Genomic DNA, 13,901 nt, shown 5'->3' with positions numbered 1-13,901 from the left:
AAATTGATAGCTGATCATTGACTATGAATAAAATAATTGAGAACTTACTTCAGCAGACTTTCTACACGTCCAGTCAACTTCAGCAAAGAAAGGTGAGTTACACGATAGTTATAATGCGCACTGATATAGCTGTTCTGCGCTTCACTCATACGCATTTCATCCTGTAAAACCTCTGTCATGGAGGCAATACCCTCCCGATAGCGGTCAGATGTTACCTCATAGACATCCTCCGCCAAAAGATAATTATCCTTTTGTTTCTTGAAATTGCGTTGGTTATTCATCAAATCGTTCGTAGCGTTGACATATTGTGTCTCCAGATTCTTCCGCGTATTCTCTTGCGCCAAACGAATATTCTCCAGATCAATTTTCGCCTTGCGAATTTTATACCTCTTATCCAATCCATCAAAAATAGGGACACGCAGTGCCAAGCCTAAACCATAAGAACGATACCAATGATTGGAGGGTCCGGAATGAAACCAATGATGAAGCTTATCCGTATAAGCCGTATACATCCAGTTGCCCGTCAATGTAAGTGAAGGAATGTATCCATGGGAAATCATCTTTTTCTGCCGTTCTGCCAAGTCGCTCTTCGACTGAAGCAACTGAAGCTCATACAGATTTTCTGACAAGCCGGTCAATTCAATCGGAGCAATAGTTTCAGCATTCACCGGTTCCAGCGTTATATCTTTCTCTGCCGGATAATCCATCACATATTTCAGCATATTCAGCTGTTGAGCCAGCATGGCCTGTGCATTGTCATACTGTACCTGCAAGTTTTCCAGGTTTATATTGACACGCTTCACATCCACCTCCATAGCCATGCCATTGTCATAGAAAGCCACCGTAATGTCACGCAATTCCTCCAGACGCGCAATATTGGCTTTAACCAGCGTTATCTGCTCGGCCGTGGCCTGTCCCAGATAGTACATCTTAGCAATCTGCATCATCAAGTCCTCGCGCGCTTTTTCATAAGACAGACGGCTGATTTCATCCAATACCTTCGAAATGGAAAGAGCGGTATAAACCGTCTGATTATAGAGTGGCATTTGAAGCTGCAATCCGGCTGCGGCATTATACTGCAGCGTCTGGGTTACATTATAAGGTTTGTCATAAGCAGAACCATCTGTTACGGACACTGGAGGATCGAAGTTGTCGTTAAAATTAGCCACTCCATTAATTTGCGGTAATAACTTGGCACGGTTTTCAGAAATAGCATATTTGCTTTTTTGAATCTCATTGCGCTGTCCCCGGAGAGAAAGGTTATTTTCAATACCCCAACGAAGACAATCATCCAAAGTAAGCACCTCTTGCGCACGGCTGCCTACTACAGCACCCCATGTAACGGTAAAAATGAATATTAGTTGTTTCATATCAATACTTTCATAATCAACTGCAAAGATAGAGGGATATCCAAATAGGGCAATATTCACTTTTAAGAAGATAATATTCATTTTTGCCTTTTTTCTAGAGATGAGTCTTAGGCTCAAAATCATTTTCCATGCCGCTGTCATCGCTACAAGATGAGAGTGAAAATGCGATTGTGGCAAATAAATAGATGCATTGCTTAATGTTCATATGAACTATGTTTATTGGTTAATTGTCATTCCTAACGCACGAAGCGTGAACCACAAATCGTTCACCTGTGTCGGAGGTCCTAGGAAAACCCATACAAACAGATATAACAATAGCAGCCCACGCTATAGCGTGAGAACCACTATGCCATCATCGTTTGTATGTCTTAAGAAATTTCCCAGGTTTCCGATACCACGACCAGCATAACGCTTCTTCTAATTCTAACATGTCTTGGAAAGAGTTTCCTCAATCCATTGGCAAGATACACAATTTAATTGATAATCGGGAATCTAGAGTCGCAAACTATCAAGTTACATCTTAATTCCTCTACTTTTCTTTTCTTCCTGTTGCGACAGTCTTGTTCCGTATCTAAGCCTGTGCCATTGCTCCCTGAACCAGTCGGCAATCGGCTTCCTGTTTATTGTCAGGCTCAGCCTGCTTTCATCGTCAGGGTCATTTTCCGCCCTTAAAATATCATCCTTTATATCAAAGTTCCGTCTGTGCTGCTCCGAATAGATTTTACCGCTGCATTTCAAGGCTTCTTTCTTGACCAAAAGACTTTCGGTCATTTCTTTAGAGAACCCCAGCATGGCACAGAACTTTTCCATGCGAAGCATTTCCCTGAACATCGGGAACCACCTGAAAGCCTTGTCTATGATTCTGGCGAGCTGTGACAGTTCCTTTTCTTTCATGTCAAGTTCCTGTCTGTGCATTTCTCTGAGATTGTGGATTTGCGTATCATGCTGTTTCTGCATCTGCTGTATTTGGCTCTGCAATTTTTCAATATTGGTGTCCCGTTTTGAAACCTCGTCTTGCAGTTTTTCGTTGGCACGTTCCAGTTCTTTCAGTTTTCCGCTTCCGAAAAGAGAAGCAACTCCGCTTGTTATGGCTGTCGCTGCTGTGGTGGCTGTCTTCTTTAATTTGTCAGTGCGTATTTCTGATTTGCTGCAGGGCTTCCATTCCTGCACGGTCATTGTCATGGAAACAGTGGATGCGTTCATAGCTGTCCAGCGGATAGAGTGCCTTGGAAACATTGGCAACAGAGTTCAGAACCATGTAGTCCTGTCTGTCGAAATCGGGGGATTGCGGACAGCTTTCAAGCTTTAGTGTCAGAAAGGAAAGGTAGTCCATGAACCCCTCAAAAACGTAACATGCTTTTCTCGGCTCTCCCGATTGTCTGATATGTGATATTTCTTTCGGTGCGATGCAGCCCTTGAAATATCGGTTGCGGATTTCATATCTGCCCGATATGTTCGGAAAAGCAATGGCGAAATACCGTTTGTCGTTGTTGGTGAAGTGTGCCTCACGGCATTCTCTTTTCGCCAGTGCCGTATTTATCCCCCTTTCCTGCAGGTAAGAGAGCAGGGCAGGAGAAGACAGCTGTACGATGTCAAGCTGCTGGAAACTCGGCTTGGTGGCAGATTGCCTGTGAAAAGAGAAAGACATAGGATGGACATGTGGTGTTTGGGTACGATCTTGTTTTTACTAAAGATATTATAGCTTGTAAAAGATTCTCAACATATAAGTATAAGCCTTGAAGTGTGTGTATTCGCATTTTCAGGGCTTTTCTTGTTTTTACCTATATGTAGTAAAATTAATGAGTATCAAATCTCGTTGCAGATAAACAAAAATCCTTCTACCTTTGAGTCTGGTAATTTTAGCAATTAAAGCCTATGAAAACAGAATACGAAAAAATGCGCAGTCAGGAACTCTATTATTTTTCCGACCCTGAGATACATGCCAGTCTGGTACACGCCAAGAAAGTCTGTGCCCGCTTGCGTTCCATGACCATCTACGATGAAGACTACCGTCAGGTGATAGAAGAACTGATTCCCGGTATACCGCAAAGCACTACCATCTGTCCGCCTTTTCATTGTGACCACGGTACAGGCATTATTTTAGGGGAAAATGTGTTTATGAACTATGACTGTATCATGCTCGATGGAGGCTATATCCGTATCGGAAAACATACTTTGATAGGTCCCCATTGTCAGTTCTATACTCCTCAGCATCCCATGGATTATGTGGAGCGCCGTGAAGAAAAGGAAACCGCCTATCCCATTACGATAGGTGAGGACTGCTGGTTGGGCGGGAATGTGGTGGTATGTCCGGGAGTAACCATTGGCAATCGCTGTATCATTGCAGCAGGCAGTGTCGTAACCAAAGATATTCCTGATGATTCTTTGGCGGCTGGTGTGCCGGCAGTGGTAAAAAGAAGTCTGAAGAAATAACCTGAATCTCACTAGATATAGTTTTCAGATGCTTCTGTGAATACTCCATTTTGTCTTGTTATATTCTCTGTTTCACAGTGCGGGATTTGTATCCCACACTGTGAAATATATATCCCACACTGTGGTTTTTGTATCCCACAGTGTGAAACAGAGAATTTGTTACTGGCGAATAACTTTTTTCGTAGGGAGATTTCTGTTTTTGTTTAGATTCTTTTGCATTTTTGTGTTTGGTATAAATGAAAAAAATTAACTTTGCGCAAACCCAATCTTTGAACTATGGATGCAAAACTCTTTTTAATGGCTGGTTGTCTGGCTGGAATCGTTTCTGCGTGTATGCATGAAAAATCGGATAGCGCATCTGATATTCAGCAGGCTGTGCATACACTCGTACTCGAAGCTGACAGCTTGATGCAAAGTGATTCTTTATTTTGGAATCAGCCAATTGACAAGTTGCATCCGCAAGTATGCATCCATGATTCACTCATCCGTCAGAAACTGGACAGTGCATTGGCTTTACGTCCTGACAAGCAGACTTATTTGTTGAAATACTGTTATTTGTTGCAGAGCTGGCGTCTGTTGGAAGTATTGGACTTATTGCGTGAAATGGATGGATGTATGAGCGATTCCATGTCGTCCGAATTGCTGCACCTGAAAGCCGTACTCGAAGATTACAAGGGAGATACGCTTACCGCCCGAAGAGATTTCCTGCGAGCTGATTCTGCCTATATGATAAAAATTCAGCAAGTAGCACAGGATTCTCTGATGTATGGTTTTGCCCGAATCGAAAAAGCACTGAATCTGTCACTGATGCAAAACGATTTCCGCCCGCTTCATGAGGAAATCGCGTTTTATGAGCAGGTGCATTCTTCCTCTATTAATGGAATAGAACAATGGAAACAAATATCAGATAAAGCCACCTATTATCGAAAACTGTTTGAATGAATTGAATTTACGCTACAACAACAGATGAAAATCGAGGAGCAAATTATCATAGAGCAACTGAAACGAGGAAATGAAGAGGCTTATAAATACCTCTACCGTCATCATTATGCCTTGTTGTGTCATATAGCGCATGAATATGTGGGAGATGATTTTCTGGCCGAAACGCTGGTAGGAGATGTCGTTTTTCATCTGTGGGAAGTACATGAGACACTCGACATTCAAGTTTCCTTGCGCAGTTACTTAGTGCGTGCTGTGCGGAATCATTGCATGGATTACCTGTCCTCCAAGAAAGAACGTACGGAAGTGGCTTTTTCTTCTATTCCGGAAGAAGGAGAGATGCGTTATCTGCTATCTGACGATTATCCTCTGGGAAGTTTGCTGGAACATGAATTGGAGGAAGAAATTCATCATGCCATCCGAAATTTGCCGGAAGTCTGCCGGAAAGTTTTTATCAAAAGTCGTTTCGAAGGGAAAAAATACGAAGAAATTGCTACAGAGCTGAATATTTCTGTGAATACAGTCAAGTATCACATAAAGAGCGCATTATCATCTCTTCATTCAGAACTCGGGAGGTACCTGATTATCCTGATTTTATTTTTTTCGACTTTCAAGTAAAAAAAAATTGCGTTTTTCGCCTACCCGCTCAGGCGAAAATTTCGTCTCACCTATAGAAACCCTGAAAATGGAAGAAAGAAATTCACATATCGACGAACTGATTGCCGCTTTTCTGAGTAAAGGTCTGAGCAAGGAAGCACGTGAAGAACTGGACGCATGGATTGCCAGTTCAGAAGAAAACCGACGTTATTTCATGCGGCAGCAGGAAGTCTGGTTTTCTGCCGTACAGGAGGAAGAACGTACGCGCTACGATGCCGACCGCGCTTTTGAAACCTTCCGGAAACGAGTGGAAGCAAGTACAGCTCAGAAACAATCCAAGAAAGTCATAGGTTGGAAAACAATCTATAAATATGCAGCCGCTGTGTTGGTAGTAGGACTTATTTCCTTCTTCTCTTACCGCCAGGGAGAAAACAACCTGCAAAATGCATTGACTCAGGTAGAGGTAGAAGCTCCTCTCGGTGCACAGACACGCCTTCGTTTGCCCGATGGTACACTGGTAGTGCTGAATGCCGGTTCTCGTCTGGTCTATCCGCAGGATTTTGGAGTAGACAACCGTGAGGTGGAATTAAGTGGAGAAGGATATTTTGAGGTAGAGCGTAATGAGAAACTCCCGTTTCATGTACAGACTCCTTCCTTGTCGGTCAGAGTGTTGGGTACCAAGTTTAATTTTCGCGACTATCCGAACGATGAAGAAGCTGTAGTTTCCTTGTTGGAAGGAAAAGTAGCATTAGGCAATCGTCTGCGGGCAGAAGCAGAGATGATTCTGCTTCCGAACGAACAAGTGACGTTGGATAAAGCGGAAAAATGCATGAAAAAGGAATTAACAAAAGTAAAAAACAGCTTAGGATGGACCTCAGGAAAATTATTTTTTGATGAGACGCCATTACCGGAAGTTGTAAAGATATTGGAACGCAGTTACGATGTACATATCACTTTTGCTACAGATTCTCTTCGGGACTTTCGCTTTTATGGAAGTTTTTCTCGCGGTGAACAAGGCATTAAAGATATTCTGGAAGCATTGGAGAAAACCGGAAAAGTACGCTATATACAAAATGAAAAGGAAATAACCTTATATTAACCGATTGTTAAACACACTAAAATCTTCATGTTATGCAAAAAGTGGATACCTGATTTAGCTTTTTAGTGGAAGAACATAAAAAAGCCGGAAGAAGGGGAGTTCCTCCGGCAATACCTTAGTTCTTTCTAACTTGTTAGTTTTTAAGATGTTTTCTAAGGAATACAGCAAAAGTAATAAAACATTCCTTGTAAAACGCCTTTTATCAACAGTTTTTAATCTTAAAATCTTAGGTTTATGAATTACAGAAAAAAAGCCATGTTAATGGCCGGGGCTTTGCTATGCCTTAATTTAAGCATATACTCACAGAGTATATCATTGAAAATGAGCAATGTATCGGTGAAGAAGGCGATGACGGAACTTCAAACCAAGAGTGGTTATTCTTTCGTATATATAGCTGGTGATGTGGATACAGACCGTACGGTTTCAGTTAATGCCAGTCAGCTGAAAGATGCGGTTGCTCAGATTTTGAAGGGACAGAATGTGTCGTATGAAATTCAAGGTAAAAATATTGTTATAAAGAAAGGGCGTAAACAGCAGACTGTATCAACAAAGAAAAGAACTGTTTCAGGTACTGTGAAGGATGTAAAAGGTGAACCTATTATAGGAGCTACAGTAGTTGAAAAAGGAACTACGAATGGTACTATAACTGATTTTGATGGAAATTACACATTGTCTGTTAATGAAGAGGCTACTTTGTGTATCAGTTATGTGGGGTATATTTCTCAAGAGTGCGCCATGACTTCTAATGGTATAATGAAAGTTATTTTGCAAGAGGATTCCAAGACTCTGGATGAAGTTGTGGTTGTAGGATATGGAACCCAGCGTAAGTCTGACTTAACAGGCTCCGTAAATCGGGTAAATATGGAAGATATACGAAATGCGCCCAATGCTAGTTTGACTCAATTTTTGCAAGGGGTTACACCAGGCTTGAATATTGGCCAGGTTAATAAAGCTGGAGGGGCGGCAGACATACAAGTCAGAGGGCAATCAACTATAAATGGAAGCCAAGATGTATTAATTGTATTAGATGGAATTATCTATAATGGAACAATGGCTAGTATTAATCCATCGGATATTGCTTCTGTTGATGTACTTAAGGATGCAAGTTCTAAAGCTATCTATGGAGCTTCCGCTGCTAATGGAGTGTTATTAATCACAACAAAACGAGGCAAACGAGCTCAAAAGCCGGTTATTAATTTTTCTGCCTCATTTGCTTCACAATCTCCAACTGTTAAACTTCATCCTTTTAACCGTGATCAAAAAATAAAATCCATTTATGATTATTATTGGGATCAAGGAGCCTATTTAGGTCCTGATTATGTGGAGATTAATCCTGATTTTGATATCAGAAGTAAAATAGATGCAACTCAGGTAGTAGGATATGATAATGGAACTGATTATAATTGGGCTGATAATGCTACTCAAGATAGTTATTATATGGATTATCAAGTTAGTGTGAGTAATGCTACAGATAAAACAAATTTCTATATTTCAGGAGGATATACTAAGCAGAATGGATATGTTGTAAATGATAATTTTGATAGAAAGAATGCTCGTATAAATGTTGAAACTCAGGTGTTTAATTGGTTAAAAATTGGGACACAAACATTTGGCTCATTTATGGATTATTCAGGTGCATCCCCCGATTTGCGTGTAGTTTATATGTATAGTCCTCTTAATGTCCCATATACTGATAATGGAGATCTCATTTATAGTCCTAATGCTAGTCTTACAAATCCTTTTTTAGCATTAGAGTCACAAGATACTGAACAATCAAACATGTTATCTGCTTTGGCATACGCTTCTATTGATTTGCCTTTTCTTAAAGGTTTTAATTATAGAGTGAATTGGGGGAATAATTATAAGTGGGAGAAGCATTTTTATGCAAATAGATGGGGCTCAAATCAAAATGGTTATGCTTATAAAAACAATAATTCTACTTATGATTATACTATAGATCATATCTTAAATTATAAAACCAAGATTGCTAATGATCATTCTTTAGATTTAACTGCAGTTTTTGGGTTAAGGTCACAAAGATATGAATATACTACTGCTAATGGAGAGCAATATAGTGATTTAGCTTTAGGGTATAATAGTCTAGAACAGGCCGTTATACAGAAAATAGGATCTGAAGCTTGGAAGGAACAATATCTTTATCAAATGGGTCGGATTAATTATAACTATCGATATAAATATTTCTTTACTGCTACATTGAGGCGTGATGGATTTTCAGGCTTCTCTCCTAACAATAAGTATGCGTTATTCCCTTCATGTGCTGTCGCTTGGACAATCTCGAATGAAGAGTTTTTTAAAGTTCCATTTATTAATAATTTGAAATTAAAAGTTTCTTATGGAGAAAATGGAAATTTAACGAGTCGATATTCCACTATGGCCAAAATGGATGGCAGTCGTTCTTATATTTTTGGAGATGGAGCAAGTACTGCTAATGCTCAGTTCGTTTCTAGTATGGCCTCAAATCTACAATGGGAAACGACAAAAGGTATGAATTACGCTTTGGATTTATCACTTTGGAACAGTCGTTTCAATATTTGCATAGAATACTATAATACAAAAACTAGCAATTTATTGTGGAATGTTAACATTCCAACAATTACTGGTTTTTCGACGATTCCATCTAATATAGGAGAGTTAAGTAATAAGGGAATTGAATTATCGTTAGATGCTGATGTTCTGAGAATTGGAGATTTTAATTGGAATTTAGGTTTTAACTTTTCTAAAAATAAAAATAGGATTACTAAACTTCTTGGAGATATAAACAATGATGGAAAAGAAGATGATTTAATAGCAAGTGGATTATTTATAGGAGAATCAATAAATGCTATATATGATTATAATATTCTTGGTCTGTGGGGACTTGAAGATGAAAAAATGGGTCGTATACCGGAAGGAACATATGTTGGATGTGAGAAAATTGAAGATTTGAATAATGATGGGAAAATAGATGCTGAAAATGATAGGAAGATTTTAGGTTCAAAGGATCCTGCATATCGATTTAGTCTTACAAATAGGTTTACATATAAGAATTGGTCATTGTATATGTTAATCAATTCAGTTCAAGGTGGTAAAAACGGATATTTGGGAGCTAATGATGCCGTTAGTGATTTGGGTAATAATTCTGGAGATAATATGATTCGAAATAATTTGTTTGCAGAAATTGATTATTGGACACCAGCAAATCCAAATGCTGAGTATAGAATTCCTGTTAAAGTACCTAGTGTGACGCCAAGTTATTGGAAAGATCGTAGTTTTATAAGATTGCAAGACATTTGTTTAAACTATACTTTTGACAAAAAGTTATTGTCTAAAATTGGTATTCAGGCATTATCATTATCTTTATCTGGAAAGAATTTGTTTACCATTACAAAATGGAAGGGGTGGGATCCAGAAACGGGAGATGGGTTAGTTTTTGCATACCCAGTCATGAAATCTTATGCTATTGGCTTAAATTTAACCTTTTAAAATAATTTGCAGATGAAAAATTTACTCTTAATATTAGCATTGGCATGTGTTACTTTGTCATCTTGTTCTGATTTCTTGGACGAAGAGGCTTTAGACTTTAAAAGTGCAGATAATTCATTTGTTACTAGTAGTGATTTTGATAAATCCGTAAATAATCTGTACTGGTTAGTACGTTCCGAGTTTTACTCGGGAAATGAGCAACAAACTTTTGATTATATTTTTGGTACTGATTTAGTTTATGATGGCCAAATACAGGGGGCTCAACGTTTTAATGACTTTGATAATACGTGTAATCCAAGCAATACATATTTAAATTCACATTGGACAAACTTATATAAGATTGTAGCAGAAACTAATACTATTATTTCAAGATTGCCTGCATCCTCGATGTCAGAAGATAAGAAACAAAAATTTGAAGCAAAAGCTAAGTTTTTTAGAGGATTTGCGTATCGGACTTTGGCCTATCTTTATGGTGGTGTTCCTATTGAATTGGAGGAGATTTTTGTTCCTAAAAAGAATTATGTGCGCAGTTCTAAGAAGGAAGTTTTGTCTCAAGTTATAGAGGACTTAAAGTTTGCAGCCGAAAATCTTTCTCCTATTACAGAAGTTGCTGATGGAGAAATTTCTCAACCAGCTGCATATCATTTACTATCAGAAGTGTATTTGGCGAATCAACAATATGAAGAAGCTTATGATGCAGCAACTCTTGTTATTGATAATCCGGATTTGGATTTAATGAAAAATCGGTTTGGGTCATTAAAATCTGAACCAGGTGATGTGTATTACGATTTGTTTCGTGCTGGTAATCAAAATAGAAATAGTGGTAATACAGAAGCTATTTGGGTTATACAATATGAGACTAATGTGATAGGAGGTGACAATGGAACATCAAATGTATATGGAAGTGGATATAAAGCAGAAAGAGTTTTTTGTCCATTAGTGCGTGATTTACGTGTAGATGGAGAAGGGGTTTCTCCATTTCTATGGCCGAACTCGACTTTTAGCTCTGGTGGTCGTGGTGTTGGTTTTGGTATTCCAACAATATATTTTTCGAATACTATTTGGGAAAACTCTGATTGGAATGATATGAGGAATTCCAATTATAATATAGTTAGAAAATTTATATGTGATAATCTTGAGTCTAAGTTTTATGGACAAGTTCTTGATACAGAGAACCCGCCTGAGGGTATAGAAGTTCCCTCTAGATCGTGGTTTGCCTATCAAAGTAAATGTACCACCCCTGGTCAGCATCCTGAAGAGTTGTTTGATAATTTTGAAACATTAGCATTAAGTAGTAATGCTGGATTTACGTATGCAGATCAATACCTTTTTCGTCTTGCGGAAACTTATTTATTGAGAGCTGAGGCAGCTTTAGGGATGAACCGAAAAGATTTGGCAAAAGCAGATATTAATGTTGTTCGCTCGCGAGCTAATGCTAAACTTTGTTCTGAGAATGATATAGATATTGATTATATTCTTGATGAACGAATGAGAGAGCTAGGGCTTGAAGAGAAGAGGCGTTTGACTTTAGGTCGACTTGGTTTAGTATATTATAGGACAGTTGAAGTTGCTCATAATCCATTGGTAAGGAATATGGCTGAGAAGCATAATTTGTGGCCTATTCCTTATGAAGAGATTGAGCGTAATACAGAGGCTGTATTAGAACAAAATCCAGGTTATTAATATATAAACCACTTATAATTGTAAGCATAGAATGAAAAAAATAGTTTATATTTTATGTCTGTTGATGACAAGTACACTTTGGAGCCAATCTCGTTATAATATTTTGTTGAATATGGTTCATCACAATCCAGGAGAACCACAATTCCTTTCCAGATATACGGACCCCAATTTTATATCAGGCTTGGGATATATGGGACAAGTACCCAAGATTGAGGTGCAATGTGGATTGACTTATGATAAGTGGAAGACAGATATAATACCTCAACGTTCCGAGGAGCGTTTTTGGATTGAACGTCATGCTGCTTCGGTGAGAATGTATTTAAAAAGAGTTAAAGATGCGGGACTTGAGGCGTTGCCATTCACGGATATGTTAGTTGTACCTAAATCTGTGATGGAAAAGTATGGTGATGAAATGAAAAATGAAAAAGGTCAGGTTTCAATTCTTAGGCCTATGACACAGGAAATTCTTCGGGCGCAAATAGATGAACTATTTTGGAGATTTCCTAATTTAGACGGATTGGTGATTAGACATGGAGAAACTTACTTGCATGATGCTCCTTTTCATAAAGGAGAATCTCCAGCTCGTTCTGTTGAGGAACATGTTTTATTTTTAAATATCTTACGCGAAGAAATTTGTGTAAAGCGCAATAAAAAATTATATTATCGCACTTGGGATTTTGAAAATTTGCATGTTAGACCAGATATGTATATAAGTGTCATGAATAGCGTTCAAGTTCATCCTAATTTGTATATATCTATCAAGCATGTCAATTATGATTTTAATCGAGGATATCCTTTTAATAAGACAATAGGGATTGGTGAGCATAATCAGATAGTTGAAGTCTCAATTAATCAGGCTGGATGTTATGGGAAGAATGCACATCCGTATTATATAGGAAAAGGAGTTATTGAAGGATGGAATGATTTGGATGAAAAAAAGGGAATTCGAGATTTGTATGATACTTCCATTGTCAAAGGTTTTTGGCTTTGGACATGGGGAGACGGTTGGTATGGGCCCTATTTTGACAATGAATTTTGGGTAAATTTAAACGAATATGTTATTAGGACATATATTAATTCTCCTCAGAGAAAGGAAGAAGAAATCTTCTATGATTATGCAATGAACGTTCTACATTTAGACAGGACGAGTGCCGAATATTTAAGACGTTTATGTCTATTAAGTGAAGACGCTGTTTTTTTAGGTCAAGATACAAAACTTTTAAAACGAAACGTGTGGTGGATTCGTGATCAATTTCTTACTGGTATAAATTTAAATGAGGTAGTAGAGAAGGGGATGGAGAATCTAATCTTAGAAGAGAAAAGGAATAATCTAAAAAGATGGTATGAAATGGAAAGTCTTGCAAAAAAGATACGTTTACCCAATTTAGAAGATAAAGAGTTTGTGGAAGTTTCTACTATCTATGGTAGAATTAAGTATGAATTGGCATTTCAAATATGGCGTATTCAAATTCTTTTAGCACAGTATGATGTAAGAGGAATAAAGATAGATTCCATGGAAGCGAAGGATGCAATACATGATTATGAACAGTTGTGGAATTCTTGGGAGGACCTTAAAAAAACGTATCCATGTTGTCCAACTTTATACGAAGATTGGAGAGCAGTGAATGTAGCACCGCCATTTCAAGAAAGTTTAAGTCGGTTAAAGTCTTTAATGACTAAAGACTAATTTTATTGTTTGTAAAGTATATTAATCAATCAAGTTGGAAGAAAAGGATCCTTTTCTTCCAACTTGATTGATTATCGATTTTGTCCTATAAATTTACATTTTTATCTTATTCTTTTTTTTATTTGTAAGCAATTAGTAAACCCCGTCTTGCAAGGTCTATAAACATAAAGAGATGCCTCTTAAAAAGTAACCATTCTATTTTCCGCCTTGACACGCATGTTCCCTAAACCTACCTTTGCGCCGTAACCCTTAAACAACAATGATTATGGCAAAAGAAAAAGTAAACTATCAGGAGGTATATGACCTCTACCAGTTGTGCAGCGAGACTAAGGATCTTCGTGAGTTCTGTGCGGATTATGGAGTAAATTACGACAAGTTCATGAACTGGCAGCGTCACCGGCTGTGGAGCGAGAAGTTAGGCAAGACAGTCTAGGTTGAGCAACCCAAGGTTGCCAAAGTCCGGATAACCGGCAAGCCTTGCAACAGTCCAACCGTATAGTTGGAGGTGAAACAACCTGAAGGTGAATCTCCGATTAAGTGGGTAAAACTGCAATTGACATCAGGTGCCACATTGTTCCTGAGAAACACCACAGTTCTTGACTTGAGCCTG

General features: G+C 38.4%; 8 protein-coding genes and 3 pseudogenes. 8 read left to right on the top strand and 3 right to left on the bottom strand.

Annotation, left to right across the window (positions count from 1 at the left end; all coding sequences use genetic code 11):
- Positions 1 to 44: 44 nt before the first annotated feature.
- The 3 genes and pseudogenes from WKT20_RS09080 to WKT20_RS09070 form a co-directional block, all read right to left on the bottom strand.
- Complete coding sequence (locus WKT20_RS09080) at positions 45 to 1,370, bottom strand: TolC family protein (RefSeq protein WP_340417254.1); 1,326 nt, start codon at positions 1,368 to 1,370, stop codon at positions 45 to 47.
- A 513-nt stretch (positions 1,371 to 1,883) separates the two neighbouring features.
- Positions 1,884 to 2,516 (bottom strand): annotated as a pseudogene (locus WKT20_RS09075) (mobilization protein); the annotation flags it as partial.
- Positions 2,500 to 3,039 (bottom strand): annotated as a pseudogene (locus WKT20_RS09070) (toprim domain-containing protein); the annotation flags it as partial. The pseudogenes WKT20_RS09070 and WKT20_RS09075, both read right to left, overlap by 17 nt.
- A gap of 206 nt (positions 3,040 to 3,245) precedes the next feature.
- Here WKT20_RS09070 and WKT20_RS09065 point away from each other — a divergent pair.
- The 8 genes and pseudogenes from WKT20_RS09065 to WKT20_RS09030 form a co-directional block, all read left to right on the top strand.
- On the top strand, positions 3,246 to 3,803 hold the full coding sequence (locus WKT20_RS09065; protein ID WP_118025927.1) for a sugar O-acetyltransferase: 558 nt from the start codon (positions 3,246 to 3,248) through the stop codon (positions 3,801 to 3,803).
- Between the two features lie 276 nt (positions 3,804 to 4,079).
- Complete coding sequence (locus WKT20_RS09060) at positions 4,080 to 4,745, top strand: hypothetical protein (protein ID WP_302463060.1); 666 nt, start codon at positions 4,080 to 4,082, stop codon at positions 4,743 to 4,745.
- A 24-nt stretch (positions 4,746 to 4,769) separates the two neighbouring features.
- Complete coding sequence (locus WKT20_RS09055) at positions 4,770 to 5,360, top strand: RNA polymerase sigma-70 factor (protein ID WP_302463061.1); 591 nt, start codon at positions 4,770 to 4,772, stop codon at positions 5,358 to 5,360.
- 67 nt (positions 5,361 to 5,427) lie between these two features.
- Complete coding sequence (locus WKT20_RS09050; RefSeq protein WP_340417253.1) at positions 5,428 to 6,438, top strand: FecR family protein; 1,011 nt, start codon at positions 5,428 to 5,430, stop codon at positions 6,436 to 6,438.
- 234 nt (positions 6,439 to 6,672) lie between these two features.
- Entirely contained in the window at positions 6,673 to 9,921 is a 3,249-nt protein-coding gene (locus WKT20_RS09045; protein WP_270653557.1) for a TonB-dependent receptor, read from the top strand.
- Between the two features lie 12 nt (positions 9,922 to 9,933).
- A complete protein-coding gene (locus WKT20_RS09040) occupies positions 9,934 to 11,604 on the top strand; it encodes a RagB/SusD family nutrient uptake outer membrane protein (protein ID WP_340417252.1) in 1,671 nt (556 codons plus the stop codon).
- A 31-nt stretch (positions 11,605 to 11,635) separates the two neighbouring features.
- Positions 11,636 to 13,291 carry a hypothetical protein gene (locus tag WKT20_RS09035; RefSeq protein WP_340417251.1) on the top strand — a complete coding sequence of 552 codons (1,656 nt, stop codon included), beginning with the start codon at positions 11,636 to 11,638 and terminating at the stop codon, positions 13,289 to 13,291.
- A 265-nt stretch (positions 13,292 to 13,556) separates the two neighbouring features.
- Positions 13,557 to 13,901 (top strand): annotated as a pseudogene (locus tag WKT20_RS09030) (hypothetical protein); the annotation flags it as partial.

Source organism: Phocaeicola sp. ICN-14070, from assembly GCF_037892625.1.
Classification (GTDB): domain Bacteria; phylum Bacteroidota; class Bacteroidia; order Bacteroidales; family Bacteroidaceae; genus Phocaeicola; species Phocaeicola plebeius.
The sequence above is the reverse complement of the archived record's forward strand: the minus strand, read 5'-3'. Positions and strand labels throughout refer to the sequence as shown.

What these genes read in the sequence shown, in the direction of transcription:
- WKT20_RS09080 (WP_340417254.1), bottom strand. Translation starts at nt 1,370, where the DNA reads ATGAAACAACTAATATTCATTTTTACCGTTACATGGGGTGCTGTAGTA.
- WKT20_RS09065 (WP_118025927.1), top strand. Translation starts at nt 3,246, where the DNA reads ATGAAAACAGAATACGAAAAAATGCGCAGTCAGGAACTCTATTATTTT.
- WKT20_RS09060 (WP_302463060.1), top strand. Translation starts at nt 4,080, where the DNA reads ATGGATGCAAAACTCTTTTTAATGGCTGGTTGTCTGGCTGGAATCGTT.
- WKT20_RS09055 (WP_302463061.1), top strand. Translation starts at nt 4,770, where the DNA reads ATGAAAATCGAGGAGCAAATTATCATAGAGCAACTGAAACGAGGAAAT.
- WKT20_RS09050 (WP_340417253.1), top strand. Translation starts at nt 5,428, where the DNA reads ATGGAAGAAAGAAATTCACATATCGACGAACTGATTGCCGCTTTTCTG.
- WKT20_RS09045 (WP_270653557.1), top strand. Translation starts at nt 6,673, where the DNA reads ATGAATTACAGAAAAAAAGCCATGTTAATGGCCGGGGCTTTGCTATGC.
- WKT20_RS09040 (WP_340417252.1), top strand. Translation starts at nt 9,934, where the DNA reads ATGAAAAATTTACTCTTAATATTAGCATTGGCATGTGTTACTTTGTCA.
- WKT20_RS09035 (WP_340417251.1), top strand. Translation starts at nt 11,636, where the DNA reads ATGAAAAAAATAGTTTATATTTTATGTCTGTTGATGACAAGTACACTT.